Below are 20,870 nucleotides of genomic sequence, written 5' to 3' on the forward strand. Positions count from 1 at the left end.
CCACGTGGACAATTTCGATACGCCAGGCTCCCCGCGCGATGCAGCGCTGCTGCCCGATACCGGCGATCCCGGCTTCGGCGTCTATGTCCATTGGCCCTTCTGCGCGGCGAAGTGTCCCTATTGCGACTTCAACAGCCATGTGCGCCACCAGCCGGTGGATCAGGCGCGCTTTACCGCCGCCTTCCTGAAGGAGACGGCAGCGGTGCGGGCGATGAGCGGGCCGAAGACGGTGACGAGCATCTTCCTCGGCGGCGGCACGCCCTCGCTGATGCATCCGGAAACGGTTGCCGCCATTCTCGACGGCATTGCTCGGTACTGGCACGTGCCTGACGGTATCGAGATCACCATGGAGGCCAATCCTTCGAGCGTCGAGGCCGAGCGCTTCCGCGGCTACCGCGCGGCCGGCGTCAACCGCGTCTCGCTCGGCGTACAGGCGCTGAACGACCGGGATCTGAAATTCCTCGGCCGGCTGCATGATGTCGCCGATGCGCTGAAAGCGATCCGGCTCGCGCGCGAGATTTTTCCGCGCATGTCCTTCGATCTCATCTATGCCCGGCCGGACCAGACGGTCGCGGAATGGGAAAGCGAGCTGAGGCAGGCGATCTCCTACGCGGTCGACCATCTGTCGCTCTATCAGCTGACCATTGAGGAAGGCACGCCCTTCTATGGCCTGCACAAATCAGGCAAGCTGATCGTGCCGGATGGCGAGCAATCGGCCGTGCTCTATGAGGCGACGCAGGAGATCACCGCGTGTGAGGGCATGCCCGCCTATGAGGTCTCCAACCACGCCCGGCCGGGTGCGGAAAGCCGGCACAATCTGACCTACTGGCGTTACGGCGACTATGCCGGCATCGGGCCGGGTGCGCACGGCCGGCTGACGCGCGGCCGCGAAAAAATCGCGACGGCGACCGAGCGCAAGCCGGAAGCCTGGCTCGAGATGGTCGAGCGCGACGGCCACGGCATTCTAGACGAGGAGCGGTTGGGCTTCGAGGAACAGTCCGACGAATTGCTGCTGATGGGGCTGCGGCTCAGGGAAGGTGTCGACCTCGCCCGCTGGCAAGAGCTTTCCGGGCGCGAGCTCGATCCGAAGCGGGAAGAGTTTCTGCTCGAACACAAGTTCGTCGAGCGGATCGGCAATTCGCGCCTGCGCTGCACGCCGTCCGGCATGCTGATCCTCGATTCCGTCGTCGCCGACCTCGCCTGCTGACTTTCCCTGCACGAGTTGGTTCCGGCGCGGCAGCGATATCGCTCCGCGCCGGAAGTGATGTTCAGCCGTGGCTGGTGGCGCCCGCCTTGAACAGGCTGCCGGTCGGCGTCTTCAGGAACATCTCCAGCGGGATATGCTCCTGGTGCAGGAAGCCGGTCGCCGGCAGCAGCCCGTCACGGACCATCTCGATGACGGCGACGACGGAGGCCGATGTCGTCCAGGCGATCGCCGTGCGGCGGGCGCCGGCAATCTCGATCGGATAATAGGCGCGCACGAATTCCTTGCGGCGCAGGCCGCCATTCTCCGTGCCCTCGGCCGCGACATGGACATAGACGACGTCGTCTTCGACGGGCGGCTTGGCATTGGTCAGGATCTCGCCGGCGAGTGCGCGCTTGTCGCGCATCAGAAGCTCATGGAAGAAGAAGTTCATCAGCTCCATATGGCCGGGATAACGCATGGTCTTGTAGTCGAGATTGTCGATCCTGCCGAGCATGGTGTCGCACATGGTGCCGAGACCGCCCGAGGTGGTGAAGGCCTCGAGCTTGACGCCGCCGACATAGACGGTCTCATGCCATTCCATCGGCGAGACCAGCTTGCGCACGCCGCCCTCGATAACCTCGCAATCGTTCAGATATTCGTTGACGACGCCCTCCGGCGACCAGTTGAAGGCATAACCGAGAAGGCCTGTGGGATGCTGCGGCAGGGCACCGACGCGCATGCGGATCGAGCGGCAGCGCTCGAAGCCGTCGGCAAGGCTTGCGCCGACGATGCCAACGAAACCCGGCGCCAGGCCGCATTGCGGCGCCATCAGGCCGCGGGCCGTCTTCGACAGTTCGATGATGAAGTTGGTGGTGGGAACGTCTTCGGTCAGATCGAAATAATGAATGCCGGCAAGATGGGCGGCGCGGGCCAACTCGATGTTCAGATGGTAGGGAAGGCAGGAGAGCACCGCCTCGACGGTGGAGAGCAGTTCGCCAATCACCTCAGCGTCGGAAATATCGCCGGCGCGGCACTTGAAGGGCAAATCACCCAGCGGCAATTGCGTATCGACGCCGATGACCTCGAAGCCGCCTTCATGCAACAGCGTCGCCGCCAGCCGTCCGACCTTGCCCAGGCCGAGAACGGCAACGTTTTTAAAACTCATGCATATCCTCCCACGCGCCCGCTTCGGCGCTTTCGTTTTGTCCCATGCGCGTCGCTCCAAATCGGACATGCACGCGATGGCCGGAGGTATAGAATAAAAAGCTTATAAAGGAAAACGGCCGGAATCGCTCCCGGCCGTCGAATTTCCTCGAAAATCCACCAATTATTCGTTGATCAGCCGCTTCAGCAGCTCGATTTCGTGCGAAAGTTTGGTGTCTCCTGATATCAGCTCTTCGATCTTGCGCACGGCGTGCAGCACGGTCGTGTGATCACGCCCGCCGAAACGGCGGCCGATCTCGGGAAAGGAGCGCGGTGTCAGCGTCTTCGACAGATACATGGCGATCTGGCGCGGCTTGACGATGACGCGGGTGCGGCGATTGGAGACCAGTTCCTGGCGCGAGACATTGTAGTGCCTGGCGACGATGCGCTGGATATCCTCGATGCGCACACGGCGCGGCTCACCGGAGCCGACGAGATGGGCGAGCAGTTCGTCGACGCGCTCGATCGACAGGTTCGGCTCGAAGGAGCGGCGGAAGATCAGCTGGTTGAAAGCGCCTTCGAGTTCGCGGCCGCTGGCCGTGATGTTGCGGGCGACGTGCTGGAGCAGGTCGGTCGGAATTTCCAGCGACGGATCCTCCATGCGGGCGGCCGCAAGGCGCCGCTTGAGGATTTCGAGACGCATTTCGTAATCCGGCGCGTCGAGTTCGATCGCCACACCGCCCTGCAGGCGCGAGCGAACGCGTGGATCGAGCGATTCCAGCTCCCAGGGGGCGCGGTCGGCGGCGACGACCACCTGCTTGGCGCTGTCGAGCAGCATGTTGAGGAGATGGCAGAATTCGTGCTGGATCATCTTGCCCTGCAGGAACTGCATGTCATCGATGATCAAGAGGTCGATGTTGCGCAGCGAATCCTTCAGCGTCAGCGCGTCGTTGTCGCGAATGGCGGTGGCGAAGCGCCACATGAAATATTCCGCCGTCAGATAGACGACGCGCAGAGCCCGCGGGTTCTGCACCGCCGCATTGGCGATCGCCTGCAGCAGGTGGGTCTTGCCGAGCCCGACCGTCGAATGGACGAAGAGCGGATTGAAGCGCACGGCGCCGGAACCGGCCTCAGCAATTGTCTTGGCAGCCGCAAGCGCGACGCGGTTGGAGCTGCCTTCCACGAAGGTTTCGAAGGTGAAACGGCTATCGAGCGGCGAACCGAAGAGCGGCGAACCAAAGCTTGCCGGCCTTGCGGCGGCAACAGTCGAAACCGCCTGCTGGACGGCCTGGCCGGCCGGCTGGGCGCTTGCAGGACGGCGCATCTGCGCGGGGGCAGCCGGCTCGGGCTGGACCACCTCGTCGGCGGCCTTTATGCCGCTGCGCGTCGCCGTGCGCACCAGGATTTCGATCTTCAAGATTTCCGGATCTTCGGCCTGGAACAGACCGGTGATGAGATCGAGATAACGATTGTTGATCCACGACTTCAGGAAGGTCGTGGGAACCGACAGGCGAACGACGCTCTTCGATACCGAATGCAGCTTCAACCTGGCAAACCAGCTGGCATAGACATCAGGGCCGACCTGGGCCTTCAAGCGCGCGCCGACGCGCTCGAACAAAATGCTCTGCTTCATTTCCGCCTTTGCTTCCCCCATTTCAAGGCGAATGGAGCCGAACGCCTGCGGTGCCGCATCCCCGTTGTCGTGCCCGCCTGTCGTCATCGTATTCATCTGCATAGTGCCGCCTTTCAATTCCACCGGGCGGCCTCCGCTAAAACAGCCGCCCGAGCATTCCCCGCCTTTGACGGGCTGGCGGCATCCTCATGAAGCCACTCGCCTGCCGGTTCACTCAAACATGGCGCAGAACACCGGTGCAGGTACCGCCTTCATGCGGCAACCTTCATCGGCTTTCCGTGCCAGGCTGGCGGTCGATCCTCGTTTTCGGCCGACCAGCCCGAACGCAAATATTACTATCCCCTATCCCGCAGACGCACGTTAAACGTGTGGCTGCCGTAGGCACAAAACATCCCTGCCCCGTAACAGCCACGTTACGGCCCAAATCCGTCAAGTGCTTGAAAAAACGGAAGCGCAAGGCTCCGTAACAAATGGCACAAACTTATCGCCCTGCCGACGTGGCAGTTAAGACCGAGCCTCTGCAGGTGATGTCCGCGCCCTTTGTTGGAAGCCATTTAGGCAGGATCAAATGGCAAGATCAACGATGAATTTTACGCAAAATTAAGATGCGGCCATTGACTCCGTCCGCCCTTTTCGGGCGTCACACCAGCGTCAAAAAAGAATCGCTTTTGAATCAAGGAGATTCCCCGTTCGGGCTATTTTGACACGCAAAGAAAGAAAAAAAATAAAAATCCTCTTGACTCGCCCGGGGTCGCCGGAGCGCAGGCGAGAGTCGCGCAGCGCGAAAGCATCCTTGCGCAAGTCATTGTTTTTTAAAGACTTTTCCTGTCATGGCGTTGACACGAAACCGTCGTGCGATTAACCATGAAGACGCCAACCAGCGGAATCGAAAAAGCCCGGTAAAATTACCGGGCTAATCATAACGAGGAGCTCGTTAACGGAATATTACGCGGTCGCGGTGACCGAAAGAGCCTTCACACGAGCGGCCAGTCGAGAGACCTTGCGCGATGCCGTGTTGGAGTGCAGCACGCCCTTGCTGGCGGCGCGGGCAAGCTCCGGCTGAACGGCCAGGAAAGCGGCCTTCGCCTTATCGGCGTCACCGGATGCGATAGCCTCTTCGACCTGGCGAACGAAAGTGCGAACGCGCGAGCGACGAGCCTTATTGACGTCGGTACGGCGGGCGATCTTGCGGGTCGCTTTTTTCGCCGAAGTTGTATTGGCCATGGATGCCTCTCTCAAGAATTCGAACAAACTCCGCCATTACCGCGGGCCCTGCGGCCACAAAATCCAGCAATACGGGAGCAATCGCGGAAAACCAGAGCGGCTTTCCGAACCGTGGGCGGGCATATAACCCTAAAGCCGGCCCACGTCAACGCGGATTTTCAAGCTTTCCGGCGGCAAGCGCCGAAAAGCGTTCAACGGTGATTAAAGGCAGGTTTGCGCTTCTCGACAAAGGCCGCCATGCCTTCTTTCTGATCATCGGTGGCAAAGAGGCTGTGAAACAGGCGGCGCTCGAAGCGAAGCCCTTCCTCCAGCGTCGTCTCAAAGGCACGGTTGACCGCCTCCTTAGCCATCATCACCGAGGGCTGCGAAAGGGAGGCGATCTTTTCGGCTGCGGCAAGAGCCTCATCGAGAAGACGCTCGGGCGCCACCACACGCGAAACGAGTCCCGATCGTTCGGCTTCCGCCGCATCCATCATCCGGCCGGTCAGGACAAGATCCATCGCCTTCGCCTTACCAACGGCGCGCGTCAGTCGCTGCGAGCCGCCCATGCCGGGGATGACGCCGAGGGTAATTTCCGGCTGGCCGAACTTTGCCGTCTCCGAGGCGATGATGAAATCGCACATCATGGCAAGCTCGCAGCCGCCGCCGAGGGCAAAGCCGCTGACGGCGGCGATCACAGGCTTGCGCGCCTTGGCGATGTCGTCCCAGCCGCTAATGAAATCACTCTTATAGATGTCGGCGAACTGGAGCGACTGCATCTCCTTGATATCGGCGCCGGCGGCAAAGGCGCGTTCGGAGCCGGTAATGACGATGGCGCCGATCGCCTCGTCGGCATGGAAGGCGGCGTAGGCCGCCTTCAACTCCTTCAGGACGGTGGAATTCAACGCATTCAGCGCCTGCGGGCGGTTCAGCGTGACGAGGGCGACATTGCCTCGGGTTTCGGCGATCAGGGTCTCGTAAGCCATGCTGGTCTCCCGGTTCTCTCTTATTTCTGGCAGGCGGCGCAATAGAAGGTGGAGCGACCGGCCTGGACGATACGGGCGACCGTACCGCCGCAGCCGGGCGTGCCGCAAGCCTGACCTTCGCGATCATAGACGGAGAAGGAATGCTGGAAATAGCCGAGCGATCCGTCCGTCTGGATATGGTCGCGCAGCGACGATCCGCCGGCGGCGATCGCATCGGCGATGACGTCGCGGATCGAGGCGACGAGCAGGCCGAGCCTTTCCTTCGGCTTGCCGCCCGGCGTCACCAGCGTGCCGGCGGCGCGAATCGGCGAAAGATGCGAACGCCACAGCGCCTCGCAGACATATATATTGCCGAGACCGGCAATATTCTTCTGGTCGAGAAGCGCGCTCTTCAAGGGCTGCGCCTTATCGCGGAAACGGTCGGCGAGATAGTCGGCGCCGAGATCGTTTCCCGTCGGCTCCGGGCCGAGATCGCGGAAGAAAGGATGGGCGGCAAGCTCGGCACGTCTTACCATATCCATGAAGCCGAAACGGCGCGGGTCGTTATAGACGACGCGGCACGGGCCGCCCGAGCCATCGAGATGAAAGACCACGTGATCGTGCTTCTCGTCCTTGGTGCGCGCATGGTGGAATTCGCCCGGCATCGCCGAGGTCGCACCCTCCTCGATGCGGAAGGAACCGGACATGCCGAGATGGGAAATCAGCGTATTGCCGTCGTCGAGATCGACCAGCAGATATTTGGCGCGGCGGCCAAGCCCAATAATGGTGCGGCCGGAAACCCTGTCCGCCAAGGCATCGGGAAAGGGGAAGCGCAGATCCCTGCGGCGCAGCTCCAGCCTCGTGACGCGAGCCCCCTCCATCGCCGGCGCCAGCCCGCGTTTGACCGTTTCGACTTCTGGTAATTCCGGCATCTTAACCCATCTATATCGAACGTGTTTCAACCGAGGACGATGTGCGCTATAGCGCCAGTGAGCCGCCGAGAGCGCGGCCCAGTGATAACGTCGCGCGCGGTCTTTCGCTATGGCCGCCATGCCCGAATCTTGAAGGAATGGAGCAGCCTGATGTCAGAAAGCCGCACTTCCGCCGATGGCGGCATGGAGACCTCCTACGGCTTTCGCGAAGTGCCCGGCGGCGAAAAGCAGGGCCTGGTCAACCAGGTGTTCCACAAAGTCGCCAAACGCTACGACATCATGAACGACGTCATGTCGATGGGCATGCACAGGGTCTGGAAGGATGCGATGATCGCCGCGCTCAATCCGCGCAAGGAACCGGGTTACAAGGTGCTCGACGTTGCCGGCGGCACCGGCGACATCGCCTTCCGCATCGTCGAGGCTTCGGGCCGGCAGGCGCATGCGACCGTGCTCGACATCAACGGCTCGATGCTCGGCGTTGGCGCCGAGCGGGCGGAAAAGAAGAAGCTTTCCGGCAATCTGACCTTCGTCGAAGCCAATGCCGAGGAACTGCCCTTCGAGCCCGCCAGCTTCGACGCCTATACGATCGCCTTCGGCATCCGCAACGTGCCGCGGATCGATGTCGCGCTGGCTGAGGCCTATCGCGTGCTGAAGCGCGGCGGCCGGCTGCTGGTCCTGGAATTTTCCGAAGTCGACATGCCGCTGCTCGACAAGATCTATGACGCCTGGTCGTTCAACGCCATTCCGCAATTCGGCAAGGCGATCACCGGCGATGCCGAACCCTACCAGTATCTGGTGGAATCGATCCGCAAGTTTCCAAACCAGGAGAATTTCGCGGCGATGATCCGCCAGGCCGGCTTTTCGCGCGTCAGCTACACCAATTATACCGGCGGCATCGCCGCACTGCATTCCGGCTGGAAGCTCTGAGGGGATGAAGAAAAACGAGACGAACCTCCGTCGCCGGGGCATTCCTGCATGAGCACTTTCGGAGCCTATTTCCGCCTTTGGCGCGTCGGCTGGGTGCTGGTGCGTGAGGGCGTCGTCTCGGCTCTTCCTTCCGAAGGCCTGCCGCCTTCGGTCGCGCTCGCCAAATCCTTCGTCACGATTTTCGAGCGAAGCAAGGCAAAACATCAGAAGCGCAGCGACCGACTGGCGCAGGCCGTCGAGCGGCTTGGTCCCTCCTATGTGAAGATCGGCCAGTTCCTAGCGACGCGGCCGGATGTCGTCGGCGTCGAATTCGCCAACGACCTGTCGCAGCTGCAGGATCGCATGGCCTTCTTTCCCTCGGCTGCCGCAAAGGCAAATATCGAAGGTTCGCTCGGGCGGCCGATCGGCGAACTCTATGCAAGCTTCGGCGAGCCGATCGCCGCAGCCTCGATCGCCCAGGTGCACCCGGCCGAAATCGAGACATCGCAGGGCCGCAAGAAGGTCGCCGTCAAGATCGTGCGACCCGGCGTGCGCCAGCGTTTTGCCCACGACATCGAGGCCATGTACCTCGTCGCCCATATGCAGGAGCGTTTCATGCCGTCCAGCCGGCGGTTGCGGCCGGTCGAGGTGACGAAGACGCTCGAACAGACGACGAAGGTGGAGATGGATCTTCGCCTGGAGGCGGCAGCGCTTTCGGAAATCGCCGAAAACACCGACAGCGATCCCGGCTTCCGCGTACCGAAGGTCGACTGGGAGCGCACGGGCCGCGACGTCATCACCATGGAGTGGATCGACGGCACGAGAATGTCCGACGTCGAGGGGCTGCGCGCGGCCGGTCACGATCTCAACCTGCTCGCCGACACGCTGATCCAGTCGTTCCTGCGTCATACGCTGCGCGACGGCTTCTTCCATGCCGACATGCATCCGGGCAATCTCTTCGTCGATGCCGGTGGGATGATCGTCGCCGTCGACATGGGCATCGTCGGGCGGCTCGGCAAGAAGGAACGCCGGTTCCTCGCCGAAATCCTCTACGGCTTCATCACCCGCGATTACATCCGCGTCGCCGAAGTGCATTTCGAGGCGGGCTATGTGCCCGGCCACCACAATGTCGAGAGCTTTGCCCAGGCAATCCGGGCGATCGGCGAGCCGATCCATGGACAGCCGGCCGAGACGATCTCGATGGGCAAGCTCTTGACGCTGCTTTTCGAAGTAACTGAACTCTTCGACATGGCGACACGGCCGGAACTGGTGATGCTGCAGAAGACCATGGTCGTGGTCGAAGGCGTGTCACGCATGCTCAACCCGCGCTTCAACATGTGGAAGGCCTCCGAGCCGGTCGTCGGCGACTGGATTCGCAACAATCTCGGGCCGAAGCGGATCGCCACCGATCTCAAGGACGGGCTGAAGGCGGCGGTCAAGCTTGCCGAAGCCGTGCCGGAAATTGCGGCAAAGACCGAAAAATTCCACCATCAGCTTCTGCATATGAGCGAGCACGGCCTGCGTTTCGACGAGGAGACAGCCGAGGCGATCGGCAAGGCGGAAGCACGGCACAACCGCTCGGCCAGGATCGCACTGTGGGTCATCGCATTCACGCTTCTCTATATTGCCTGGATGCTGAGCTGACCGCCTGCGGATAACATGCTGTGTTCGGCATTTAGGATATCCCATGTAACGGAGGGCTCGCTTAGTCTCACCGTTAGAGCATGATGCCGAAAAAGTGTGAGCGGTTTTCGGGCGACATCATGCTCTGGCTCTTTAATTTAGAACAGGATTCAGATTTTCGGCCGGACCGGCCTAAAATCATCCTGTTCTAGGAGATCTGGCACATGCAGCACGAACGCCCTGGCATCGAACTTTCCGGACGGCCGCTCGGTTTTGCCGAGATGGTGACCATCGGTGCGGGCAAGGTGGTGATTTCTGCTTCGCCAACCGGCATGGCGCGCATCGCCATCGCCCGCGAGATCGTCGAGGATGCGATCGCTTCCGGAATGCCGGTCTACGGCTCGACCACCGGTGTCGGCGCCATGAAGGATGTGGAGTGGTCGGCCGACGAACTCGACACCTTCAATCTCGGCCTGGTGCGCGCCCATCATTTCGGCACCGGCACGCCGTTTTCCTGCAACGTCGTGCGCAACGCCATGGCGATCCGCGTCAATACGGCGCTGACCGGCCAGGTCGGCTGCACGCCGGAGCTGATCGAGGCCTATATCACGATGCTGGGGGCCGATCTCATTCCGGTCGTGCGCCGCACCGGCTCGATCGGCTGCGCCGATATCGGCCTGATGGGGCAGATCGGCGCAGTGCTGACCGGCGTCGGCGAAGCGGTCTATCGCGGCAAGCGGATGCAGGCAGCCGACGCCTTCCGCGCGGCAGGGCTGGAGCCGGTGCGGATGGCGCCGCGCGACAGCCTCGCCTCGCTCAGCGTCAATGCGGTGAGCTTTGCCGCGGCCGCCGAAACGACACGCAATGCGGCGGCCTCGATCCGTGTCCTGCTGGCGACGGCGATGATGGCGGCCGGCGCGCTCGGCGCCTCCCGCGATCCCTGGAAGGCCGTCCGCCATGTCGGCACGGCGCGCGAGGCGCTGATCGGCGCCTGGCTCTGCAATGCGTCGGACGACTGGAACTGGCCTGTTGCAACGCATGTGCAGGATCCGCTCAGCCTGCGCATGATCGCCCAGGTATTCGGCGCCGTCATCGAAAACCTGCTGTCGACCGGCCACAAGATCCTTGCCGCCACTGGCCGCTCGGACGACAATCCCGTGGTGGTCGAAGGCAGGGTGATGACCTCGGGCGGATCGCTGCCGCTCGATGTGACCATTCTGCTCGAATCGGCCGCCCTCTGCATGGCGCATGCGGCGCGAAACGCCTTCAACCGCTGCGTCATTCTCGGCAATGGCCAGCGGCGCGACTTGCCGGTCAACCTGGTGCCGGCGGGTCGGATCGCCACCGGCTTCGGGCCGATCATCAAGCTCGCCGGCGAGATCTTCTCGCGCGTCCTGTCGATGTCCGGTCCCGTTTCGGCCCAGTCGCTGGTCGTTGCGGCCGGCCTGGAGGACGAGGCGGCCTTCCTGCCGCTCGTCATCGAGCGCTTCGAGCGGCAGATGCAGGCGCTGAAGCGGCTTGCGGCACTCGAGGCGCTGCTGTCGGCCCAGGCAATCGACATTCTCGGAGACGAACCGAAGGGCGTCGCCGGCATGCTTTATCAGGTCGTGCGCAAACACGCGGCTTTTTATACGGTCGACCGGCCACTTTCGGCCGAGGTGGAGGCGATCGAGGAAGAGCTCGGATCGGACGACTTTCTGGCAAAACTGACCGAGCAGGTGCCGATTGCCTCCTTCGATGATTTCTTCGCGCTCGGCTCGCCGGAGCCCATCGAGGAGCGGCTGGCCAGCCGAACAGGATGATGTCAGCCAGGGCCTGAAAATTGGGATCCTGTTCTACATTAACCACTCGGGGCACGAATGCCGTGCGAAAGACGCTCGCGCCTGGCACCCTGCCCCGGCCGGCGACGGTCTGACTTCAGTTAGGAGGAACGGCATGGACTTCGATCTCGTTCTACAGGGCACGGTGGTGCTGCCGGACCGCATTCTCGAAGAGGGCTATGTCGCCGCCCGCGACGGCAGGATCGCCGAGGTCGGACTCGGCGTGCCGCCTGCAGCGCGCGAACGGCATCTGCTCGGCAGAGCGCTGATCCTGCCTGGCGCGATCGACGCCCAGGTGCATTCGCTTTCCCAGAAGAACCAGGAGGACTTCGTCTGGTCGACGCGGTCGGCAGCGGCCGGCGGCGTCACGACGATCGTCGACATGCCCTATGACGAAGGCGATCTCGTCTGCTCGGCGGCGGCAGTCAAACGCAAGGTCGACCATGCCGGCCAACAGGCGCGTGTCGACTTCGCGCTTTACGGCACCGTCGATCCGGAAGAAGGCACTGCGCGGATCGGCGAGATGGTCGAGGCGGGCGTTGCGGCTTTCAAATTCTCGACATTCGGCACCGACCCCAAGCGCTTTCCGCGCATCCCGCCGGCCCTGCTCGACGCCTGCTTTGCCGCCATCGCGCCGACGGGGCTGACATCAGGCGTGCACAATGAAGACGACGAGGCGGTGCGCAGCTATATCGAGCAGGTGAAGGCACGCGGCATCACCGACTGGCGGGCGCACGGCCTGTCGCGGCCCCCGATCACCGAACTCCTGGCGATGCACACGATCTTCGAGACGGGTGCAGCCACCGGCTGCCCGGCGCATGTGGTGCATTGCTCGCTCGGGCGCGGCTACGATATCGCCCGCGCCTATCGGCATGACGGCTTTTCGGCGACCGTCGAATGCTGCATCCATTATCTGACGCTCGACGAAGAGAACGACGTGAAGCGCCTCGGCGGCAAAGCGAAGATCAACCCGCCGCTGCGGCCGCGCGCAGAGGTGGAGAAGCTCTGGCGGAAGGTGGCCGACGGCGATGTCTGGCTGGTTTCGACCGATCACGTCAGCTGGTCGGAGAACCGCAAGACCAATCCCGACATGCTCGCCAACGCATCCGGCGTGCCGGGTCTCGAGGTGATGGTGCCGCTTTTCGTCAAAGGCGCCGTCGAGCGCGGCATTCCGCTGACTTGGGCGGCCAGGCTGATGGCGGAGAATCCGGCGAAGCACTTCCGGCTCGACCATATCAAGGGCGCGCTGACGCCGGGCAAGGATGCCGATATTGCCGTGCTGGAACCGCGGGAAAGCATCTATGATGCATCGGCAAGCGGCAACAATGTCGTTGACTGGAGCCCCTATAACGGCGTGGCCCTGCCCTGGACGGTGGCGACAACCTACCTGCGTGGCGAAAAGATCGCCGAGGGCGGCAGGGTGCTGGCCAAACCGGGCACCGGCCGGTTCGTCCGGCCACCGCCGCGCCACGTCATTGCGGGAGCCGGTGCATGAGCCGCAATCTTCCCGTCAATGCCAAAAGGATCGCTGAGGATATCGAGGCGCTGGCCGCGATCACCGAGCCGGGGCATCCCTGGACGCGGCGGGCCTCGCCGCTCTTTCGCGAAGGCCGGAGCTATCTCGAAGCGCGGATGAAGGCGGCCGGACTGGAAACGCGGATCGACGCGGCCGGCAATCTGATCGGCCGGCGCACCGGCCGCAAACCATGGCTCGGCACGATCATGCTCGGTTCGCATTCCGACACGGTGCCGGACGGCGGCCGCTTCGACGGCATTGCCGGGGTGATCGCGGCGCTTGAGGTGGCGCGGGCGCTCAGCGACCAGACAATCGAGCTCGACCATGATCTGGAGATCGTCGATTTCCTCGCCGAAGAAGTCAGCATCTTCGGAGTGTCCTGCATCGGCAGCCGCGCCATGACCGGGCAACTGCCGGAGGCCTGGCTTTCGCGCGTCAGCGGCGATCTCGATCTTGCCGGGGGCATTGCCCAGATGGGCGGCGAGCCTGGTGTCCTGGCGCAGCAGAAGAGGCCGGATATTGCGGGCTTTCTCGAGCTGCACATCGAGCAGGGGCCGGTGCTCGAAGCCGAAAGGAAGGATATCGGCATCGTCACCGCGATCGCCGGCATCACCCGCATCGAAATTGCCGTCGAGGGGCGACCCGACCATGCCGGCACGACGCCGATGGACCGGCGGGCGGATGCACTGGTGGCGGCATCGCAGCTGGTGCTCGACATCCGCAACGCCGCCGCCGAACTTGCCAGAACGCCGGGGCATTTTGCGGCGACGGTCGGCGAATTCAGGATCGAGCCGAATGCCGCTAATGTCGTGCCGTCGAAGGTCGTGCTGCTGATCGACGGGCGCGCCGAAATCCGCGCCGACATGGAGGCCTTCTGCCGCTGGCTCGACGGCCATGTCGAAAAGCTGGCGACCGCCTATGGCGTGAGGATCGAAGCGCCGGACCGGGTGTCCGACAATCTGCCGACGCCGGGCGATGCCGGGCTGCTTTCGACGCTCGAGGCCGCCTGCGAGCGCGTCGGCGCGAAACATCGGCGCATGGCCTCGGGCGCCGGACATGACACGGCCTGGATCGCCAAGGTGGCGCCGGCGGCCATGATCTTCGTGCCCTGCCGGGCGGGCCGCAGCCATTGCGCCGACGAGTGGGCCGACAATGACGACATCGCGCTCGGCGCCGCCGTGCTGTTCGAGGCGGTGCGCGAGATGGACACGGATTCGAAGCGGGAGAAGGCCAATGGGACGCATACTGGTTGAGAAGGACGTCGAAGCGGCCGTCAAGGGCGGCTCCGTCTATGCCGCCGGCGGCGGCGGCTGGGCCGATCATGGGCGCATGCTCGGGCTGGCGGCCGTCAATGCCGGCAAACCGGAGCTGGTCTCGGTCGACGAACTGCGAGACGATGACTGGATCGCGACGGCCGCGGCCATTGGCGCGCCGGCCTCCACGACGCCCTGGGAAATGCAGGGCATCGATTACGTCAAGGCCGTGCAACTCTTGCAGGAGGCGCTGGGCGAAAAGCTTTCCGGGCTGATCATCGGCCAGAACGGCAAGTCCTCGACCCTGAATGGCTGGCTGCCCTCGGCGATCCTCGGCACCAAGGTGGTCGATGCCGTCGGCGATATCCGCGCCCATCCGACCGGCGACATGGGCTCGATCGGCATGGCCGGCTCCCCCGAGCCGATGATCCAGACCGCCGTCGGCGGCAATCGGGCCGAAAACCGCTATATCGAACTGGTGGTGAAGGGGGCGACGGCGAAGATCTCGCCGGTGCTGCGCGCCGCCGCCGATCAATCCGGCGGCTTCATCGCCAGCTGCCGCAACCCGCTGCGCGCTTCCTATGTCCGCAGCCATGCGGCGCTCGGCGGCATTTCGATGGCGCTCTCCCTTGGAGAAGCGATCATCGCGGCGGAGAAACGCGGCGGACCCGCCGTCATCGACGCGATCTGCAAGACGACGGGCGGACATATCCTCGCCGAAGGGGTCATCTCTCGAAAAGACGTCGTCTACACCAGGGAAGCCTTTGACATCGGCACGATCATCATCGGTTCGGGCGCAAAATCGGTGACGCTGCATGTGATGAACGAATATATGGCCGTTGACGATGCCGATGGCGGGCGGCTTGCGACCTTCCCCGCAGTCATCACCACGCTGTCTCAGGAGGGCGAGCCGCTCAGCGTCGGCCAGCTCAGGGAAGGCATGCGGGTCTTCATCCTGCATGTGCCGAAGGATATCATCCCGCTGTCGGCAAGCGTGCTTGATCCCACCGTCTATCCCGTCGTCGAAAAGGCGATGGGGATCGAGATCGCCCGCTATGCGCTTGAAACGAAGGCCTGAGCCATGACGCGCGATCGCGGCCTCGAAGAACTGCTGCGCGACGAACTCGGCGATCAGTCGGGGCTCAGCGAAAAATCGATGTTCGGCGGCCGGGCCTTCCTGCTGAACGGCAATCTGCTTTGCGGCGCGCGCAGCGACGGCATACTGATCCGCCTCGGCAAGGGCAATGACGGCTGGGCGCTGGCCTTGCCCGGCGTGATCCAGATGCTGTCGGGCGAACGGGTGATGCAAGGCTGGGTGCGGGCCACGGCCGAGGTTTATGGCGACGATGGGCTGAGACGGCGTTTGCTCGATGCGGCGCTTGCCTATGTGAAATCGCTGCCGGCCAAATAACCTGCCACTCCCCTCCTCCCTCACCGGGGACAAGGGAAAAGCAGAGAATCAAGTGAGGAAATCACCATGCCGAAGGCCAATCCACGCCATCCGAAATTTCCGATCCCCGGCGGGCCGGAGCTGCGCGCCAAGGGCTGGCGACAGGAAGCGTTGCTGCGGCTGCTCGAAAATGTGTTGTCCGTCGGCGAGGATCCCGAAAACCTGATCGTCTATGCCGCACTCGGCAAGGCGGCTCGCAGCTGGACGGCGCACAAGGGCATCGTCAAAGCGCTGACCGAGATGGAGGAGGATCAGACGCTGCTGATCCAGTCCGGCAAGCCGATCGGGCTGGTGAAGACGCATGCCAAGGCGCCACTCGTCATCATGGCGAACTGCAATATCGTCGGGCAATGGGCAAAGGCCGAGGTGTTCTACGAGCTGCAGCGCAAGGGACTGATCTGCTGGGGCGGACTGACGGCGGGCGCCTGGCAATATATCGGCAGCCAGGGTGTCATCCAGGGAACCTACGAGATCTTCATGCGCATCGCCGAGCGGCGCTTCGGCGGCGATCTCGCCGGCCGCTTCGTGCTGACGGCCGGCCTCGGCGGCATGGGCGGGGCGCAGCCGCTCGCCGGCCGCATGGCAGGGGCTGCGATCCTCTGCGTCGACATCGATCCGGAGCGCGCCCGCAAGCGCCAGCAGATCGGTTATCTCCAGGAGATCGCGCCCGATCTCGATACCGCCCTTGAGATGATCGATGCGGCGGTGAAGGACAGGCGGGCGCTCTCCGTTGGCCTCGTCGGCAATGCGGCGGAGGTCTATCCCGAAATCGCAAGGCGCGGCATCGTGCCCGACATCGTCACCGACCAGACCTCGGCGCACGATCTCGTCTACGGCTATGTGCCGAAGGGCATGAGCCTCGATCAGGTGAGAGAACTGCGCGACGATGGCCAGGGGCAGTTGATGGCGGCAAGCCGCGCCTCGATCGTCGAGCATGTGACGGCGATGCTGGACTTCCAGAAACGCGGCTCCGAGGTCTTCGACAACGGCAACCTGATCCGCACCCAGGCGAAAGATGGCGGTGTCACCAATGCCTTCGACATTCCGATCTTCACCGAGGCCTATCTGAGGCCGCTCTTTGCCCGGGCGATCGGCCCCTTCCGCTGGATGGCGCTGTCGGGCGAGGAGAGCGATATAGCCCGCATCGACGATCTGCTGCTCGAGATGTTTCCCGACAACAAGATCATCACCAACTGGATCCGGCTGGCCCGCGAGCACGTTCCCTTCGAGGGGCTGCCAGCGCGCATCGCCTGGCTCGGCCACGTCGAACGCACGATGCTGGCGCGGCGCGTCAATGCGCTGGTCGCAGGCGGCGAACTGAAAGGCCCCGTCGCATTTTCCCGCGACCATCTCGATGCCGCCGCCATGGCGCATCCCAATATCATGACCGAGCGGATGAGGGACGGTTCCGACGCGATCGCCGACTGGCCGCTGATCGACGCGATGATGCTGTGCTCGTCGATGGCCGATCTCGTCGTCGTCCATTCCGGCGGCGGCGGCTATGCCGGCTACATGACGAGCTGCGGCGTCACCGTCATCGCCGACGGCACCGAAGCCGCCGACGAGCGGCTCGACCACGCACTGACCAACGACACCGCCTTGGGCGTCATGCGGTATGCTGATGCGGGCTACGAAGAGGCGCTGGATGAGGTGGTGAAGAAGGACGTGCCCTATATCCGTCTGGATTGAACCCGCAAGCCGGTATCGGCCTATCGAGCGTCAGTCGATCAGATTCGAAACCTCGATGAGATTGCTGTCAGGATCTCGGAAATAAACCGAACGCAACCGTCCGGTGGCGCCGGTGCGTTCGACCGGACCTTCCTCAATCACAATGCCCGATGCCCGCAGATGGGCGATGACGTCGACAATCGGCGTTTCGGCGATGAAACAGAGATCGCCGGAGCCGGGGATTGGATGTCTGGCCTTGGGTTCGAATTCGTGGCCGGCCTGATGCAGATGGATCTTCTGGCCGCCGAATTTCAGTGCCGTGCGGCCCTCCGCGAAGGTTTCGACCGACATGCCGAGGATCTGGGAATAGAAATCGCAGGTGGCTGTGATATCGGCGACGGTCAGCACGAGATGATCGAGACGGTCGATGCGGATCATGTTTTTTCCCTTGCAAGACGCTGCGCGGCACAGGCGGAGATAAAAGCGAGCGTCAGCATGACAAGGGTGAAGGCGACGACGGCGGCCCAGCCGTCGATTGCGAAGAACCAGCCACCCGCCGACCCCATGAGGCTGGAGCCGACGTAATAGGCCAGCATATAGAGCGACGAGGCGTGGCCCTTGGTGCCATGCGCCAGCCTGCCGACGAGGCCGCTGGCAATGGAATGGCTCATGAAGAAGCCGGCCGTCAGCACAATAATGCCGAGAATGATCGATGGCAGCGCGGCGAAGAGCGTCAGGGCGCTGCCGGCGGCCGTCAGCGCCAGGCCGAAGAGCAGCACAGTGAAGTGCCCGATCCGATCTCCGATGAGGCCGCCGATCGACGCGGCGCCGATACCGAAGAGATAGACGGTGAAGATCAGGCCGAGTTCGGTCTGGTTGAGACTATAGGGCGGCGCCACGAGACGGAAGCCGGCATAATTGTAGATCGTCACGAAGGAGCCCATCGCCAGGAAGGCGATGGCGAAGACGAAGGGCAGCGCCGGATTTTTGAGATGGCCAAGCCAGGCCTTCGCATGGAAACGCGGGTCGAAGCCCGGCCGGCGGACGAAATTCCTCGACCGCGGCAGCAGGGCGATGAAGCCGAGCGCCGCGGCAAGGCCGATGGCGCCGATGAGGAACAGCGCCGGCCGCCAGCTGAGATATTCGGCGAAGATGCCGGTCAGCACGCGGCCGGACATGCCGCCGAAGGCCGTTCCGCCGACATAAAGGCCCATGGTGGCGCCGAGTCCGCGCGGATCGATTTCCTCGGCGAGGTAGGCCATGGCGACGGCGGGCACGCCGCCGAGAACGAAGCCCTGCAGGGCGCGAATGACGAGCAACAGTTCCCAGTTCGGCGCGAAAGCCGTGGCCACCGTCAACAAGGCCGCGCCGACCAGCGATATCGACATCAGGCTGCGGCGGCCAAGGCCTTCCGAGACGGCGGCGGCACAGACAATGGCGAGTGCGAGGAATCCGGTGGAGAACGACAGCGCCAGCGAGCTTTCCGCCGGGCTGACGGAGAATTCCTGCGAAAAGATCGGCAGCAGCGGCTGCACGCAATAAAGCAGCGAGAAGGTGGAAAAGCCGGAGAGGAAAAGGGCCAGGCTGGCGCGGCGATAAGCGCCGGTGCCGCGCGTCAAATAGTGCTTTTCTCCTGTGGGCACAGTCTTCACGACGTGCGCTGAGGGCGGCATATCTTCATCCTGACGAACCTTCGAATTCATGGATTATCCGCCATATCCCAATAGGGCGGATCGCCAAAACTCTTCTTCAGATGGTCGGCGATGGCGCGCAGCTTGGCCGAGGGATTCCCGGCGGGATGGGCCATGTAGATGAATTCGGCCTCTGGCCTGTGACCGACATCGATTTCGGCAAGCAGGCCCTCGCGGATGGCCGGGCCGGCAATGAAGGCCGGCAGCAGCGCAATGCCGAGGCCGGCGATCGCGGCATCGCGGAGCATATCGCCGTTGTTGATGCCGAGCGCCGGTTTTGCGCGGACGAGGATCGCACCCTCCGGCGTCTGGAAGCGCCAGTCGGCAACACCGCGATTGGTGTAAAAGATACCGCGATGGCTGTCCAAGTCGGCGAGCGAGGTCGGCATTCCCTGGCGGACGAGATAATCCGGCGACGCGCAGAGAAGGCGGCGGCTCGGCGCAAGCTTCCAGGCGACCAGCCTGCTGTCGGCGAGCGGGCCATTGCGGATGATGGCGTCATAGCCGTCCGACGCAGCATCGACACGGCGGTCGTCGATATCCAACGTCAGGTGGATGTCGGGATGTTCGGCGAGAAAGGGATAAAGCGCCGGACCGAGATGCATGCGGCCGAAGGTGACGGGTGCAGCAATGCGGATCGGCCCGGACAACGTGCCGCGCCGCTCAGCCATGTCGGCGGCGGCTTCATCGATCTCGCGCACGATGCGCCCGGCCCGTTCCAGGAAGACCGCACCGTCCTCGGTCAGAGCGAGTTTGCGCGTCGTTCGGTGCAGCAGCGTGCCGCCAAGCGCCTTTTCGAGTTCTGCCAGCCTTTCGCTGACGACGGATTTTGAGAGCCGCAGCCGCCGGGCCGCCTCGCTGATCGAGCCGGCCTCGACAACGGCAACGAAAGCCGCAATGCCTTCGATCCTGATCATTGTTCGATCTTTCCGAATTCGAATTCCCTGATCTGGAGACTAATCCGAACGAAAGGAAAATGCCATCTTCCATTCAACGGAAGGCACGGCAGGGGCCGCGCCGTTTCAACTAGGAGATGGAACCATGAACCGCCTGAACAACAAGGTCGCAATCGTCACCGGCGCAAGCTCCGGCATCGGCCGCGTCACGGCCAACCTCTTTGCCGCCGAAGGCGCCAAGGTCGTCGTCGGCGCTCGCCGAGAGCGCGAACTCGACAGCCTGGTGGCGGAGATCAAGGCCGAGGGCGGCGACGCCGTGGCCGTTGCCGGCGACGTCCGGTCGGAAGACTACCACAAGGCGCTGGTCGCGGCCGCGGTCACCAATTACGGCAAGCTCGACATCGCCTTCAACAATGCCGGCATCATCGGCGAGGCCGGTCCGAGCACCGGTGTCTCGGAAGCAGGTTTCAGCGAGGCGCTGGCGGTCAATCTCACCGCATCCTTCCTCGCCGCCAAACATCAGATCGGCGCGATGGCGGAAAATGGCGGCGGGTCGGTGATCTTCACCTCGACCTTCGTCGGCTACAGCTTCGCGTTTCCGGGCGTTGCCGCCTATGCCGCCAGCAAATCCGGGCTGATCGGGCTGACGCAGGCGCTCGCGGCCGAATTCGGACAACAGGGCGTGCGCGTCAACGCCGTGCTGCCGGGCGCCGTCGATACCGACATGTACCGCGACATGAACGATACGGCCGACAAGCAGGCTGCTGTCACCAATATGCATGCCTTGAAGCGTGTCGCGACGCCGGACGAAGTCGCCAGATCGGTCCTCTATCTCGCTTCAGACGATGCGAGCTTCGTCACCGGCACGGCTTCGCTGGTCGACGGCGGCATTTCGATCACGCGCAGCTGAGACGGCGCGGCATGATATCGGCCGGCGGGCTGGGGATCCATCTCCAGCCCGTTCGCGCGATTGCATGTTCTGCGC

18 protein-coding genes are annotated in these 20,870 nt (G+C 63.4%); 10 read left to right on the top strand and 8 right to left on the bottom strand.

The window, feature by feature from the left end:
• Positions 1-4: 4 nt before the first annotated feature.
• Positions 5-1,207: a radical SAM family heme chaperone HemW gene (gene hemW / locus PYR71_RS03415; protein ID WP_275618215.1), complete on the top strand. Its 1,203-nt coding sequence runs from the start codon at positions 5-7 to the stop codon at positions 1,205-1,207.
• Positions 1,208-1,268: 61 nt separating this feature from the next.
• On the opposite strand, the gene PYR71_RS03420 is transcribed toward hemW, so the two are convergent.
• The 5 genes from PYR71_RS03420 to mutM form a co-directional block, all read right to left on the bottom strand.
• A complete protein-coding gene (locus PYR71_RS03420; protein WP_183914099.1) occupies positions 1,269-2,351 on the bottom strand; it encodes a saccharopine dehydrogenase family protein in 1,083 nt (360 codons plus the stop codon).
• A gap of 162 nt (positions 2,352-2,513) precedes the next feature.
• The gene (gene dnaA, locus PYR71_RS03425) at positions 2,514-4,064 is read right to left on the bottom strand and encodes a chromosomal replication initiator protein DnaA (protein WP_275618456.1); all 1,551 of its coding nucleotides are present in this window, start codon (positions 4,062-4,064) and stop codon (positions 2,514-2,516) included.
• Between the two features lie 843 nt (positions 4,065-4,907).
• Positions 4,908-5,186, bottom strand: a complete 279-nt coding sequence (gene rpsT / locus PYR71_RS03430; RefSeq protein WP_183914097.1) for a 30S ribosomal protein S20 — start codon at positions 5,184-5,186, stop codon at positions 4,908-4,910.
• 191 nt (positions 5,187-5,377) lie between these two features.
• A complete protein-coding gene (locus tag PYR71_RS03435) occupies positions 5,378-6,151 on the bottom strand; it encodes an enoyl-CoA hydratase (protein WP_275618216.1) in 774 nt (257 codons plus the stop codon).
• Positions 6,152-6,171: 20 nt separating this feature from the next.
• Positions 6,172-7,062 (bottom strand): bifunctional DNA-formamidopyrimidine glycosylase/DNA-(apurinic or apyrimidinic site) lyase, encoded by an 891-nt coding sequence (mutM, locus tag PYR71_RS03440; RefSeq protein ID WP_275618217.1) that lies wholly within the window; start codon positions 7,060-7,062, stop codon positions 6,172-6,174.
• A gap of 150 nt (positions 7,063-7,212) precedes the next feature.
• Here mutM and ubiE point away from each other — a divergent pair, with 150 nt between their 5' ends.
• From ubiE to ertB, 8 genes are all read left to right on the top strand, one after another.
• The gene (ubiE, locus tag PYR71_RS03445; protein WP_183914091.1) at positions 7,213-7,989 is read left to right on the top strand and encodes a bifunctional demethylmenaquinone methyltransferase/2-methoxy-6-polyprenyl-1,4-benzoquinol methylase UbiE; all 777 of its coding nucleotides are present in this window, start codon (positions 7,213-7,215) and stop codon (positions 7,987-7,989) included.
• Between the two features lie 48 nt (positions 7,990-8,037).
• On the top strand, positions 8,038-9,612 hold the full coding sequence (ubiB, locus tag PYR71_RS03450) for a 2-polyprenylphenol 6-hydroxylase (protein ID WP_275618218.1): 1,575 nt from the start codon (positions 8,038-8,040) through the stop codon (positions 9,610-9,612).
• 203 nt (positions 9,613-9,815) lie between these two features.
• Positions 9,816-11,393 (top strand): aromatic amino acid lyase, encoded by a 1,578-nt coding sequence (locus tag PYR71_RS03455; RefSeq protein ID WP_275618219.1) that lies wholly within the window; start codon positions 9,816-9,818, stop codon positions 11,391-11,393.
• Positions 11,394-11,526: 133 nt separating this feature from the next.
• Positions 11,527-12,906 carry a hydantoin-5-propionate amidohydrolase gene (ertD, locus tag PYR71_RS03460; RefSeq protein ID WP_275618220.1) on the top strand — a complete coding sequence of 460 codons (1,380 nt, stop codon included), beginning with the start codon at positions 11,527-11,529 and terminating at the stop codon, positions 12,904-12,906.
• Positions 12,903-14,180 (top strand): Zn-dependent hydrolase, encoded by a 1,278-nt coding sequence (locus PYR71_RS03465; RefSeq protein WP_275618221.1) that lies wholly within the window; start codon positions 12,903-12,905, stop codon positions 14,178-14,180. Before ertD ends, PYR71_RS03465 begins: the two co-directional genes overlap by 4 nt.
• Positions 14,161-15,258, top strand: a complete 1,098-nt coding sequence (ertC, locus tag PYR71_RS03470; RefSeq protein ID WP_275618222.1) for a thiohydantoin desulfurase — start codon at positions 14,161-14,163, stop codon at positions 15,256-15,258. The genes PYR71_RS03465 and ertC overlap by 20 nt, the downstream gene beginning before the upstream one ends.
• A 3-nt stretch (positions 15,259-15,261) precedes the next feature.
• Complete coding sequence (locus PYR71_RS03475; RefSeq protein ID WP_275618223.1) at positions 15,262-15,591, top strand: TfoX/Sxy family protein; 330 nt, start codon at positions 15,262-15,264, stop codon at positions 15,589-15,591.
• 66 nt (positions 15,592-15,657) lie between these two features.
• Positions 15,658-17,319, top strand: coding sequence for a thiourocanate hydratase (gene ertB / locus PYR71_RS03480; RefSeq protein WP_275618224.1), 1,662 nt, complete (start codon positions 15,658-15,660; stop codon positions 17,317-17,319).
• A 30-nt stretch (positions 17,320-17,349) separates the two neighbouring features.
• Here ertB and PYR71_RS03485 read toward each other — a convergent pair whose 3' ends face one another.
• Genes PYR71_RS03485 through PYR71_RS03495 form a run of 3 tightly spaced genes read right to left on the bottom strand, consistent with a single transcriptional unit; the run spans position 17,350 to position 19,906 of the window.
• Entirely contained in the window at positions 17,350-17,736 is a 387-nt protein-coding gene (locus tag PYR71_RS03485) for a VOC family protein (RefSeq protein ID WP_275618225.1), read from the bottom strand.
• Positions 17,733-18,971: an MFS transporter gene (locus PYR71_RS03490; protein ID WP_275618457.1), complete on the bottom strand. Its 1,239-nt coding sequence runs from the start codon at positions 18,969-18,971 to the stop codon at positions 17,733-17,735. Before PYR71_RS03490 ends, PYR71_RS03485 begins: the two co-directional genes overlap by 4 nt.
• 26 nt (positions 18,972-18,997) lie before the next feature.
• On the bottom strand, positions 18,998-19,906 hold the full coding sequence (locus PYR71_RS03495) for a LysR family transcriptional regulator (RefSeq protein ID WP_275618226.1): 909 nt from the start codon (positions 19,904-19,906) through the stop codon (positions 18,998-19,000).
• Between the two features lie 124 nt (positions 19,907-20,030).
• Here PYR71_RS03495 and PYR71_RS03500 point away from each other — a divergent pair, with 124 nt between their 5' ends.
• Positions 20,031-20,795: an SDR family oxidoreductase gene (locus PYR71_RS03500; protein ID WP_275618227.1), complete on the top strand. Its 765-nt coding sequence runs from the start codon at positions 20,031-20,033 to the stop codon at positions 20,793-20,795.
• Positions 20,796-20,870: the final 75 nt, after the last annotated feature.

This window comes from Rhizobium mulingense, assembly GCF_029194105.1.
Taxonomy (GTDB): Bacteria; Pseudomonadota; Alphaproteobacteria; order Rhizobiales; family Rhizobiaceae; genus Rhizobium; species Rhizobium mulingense.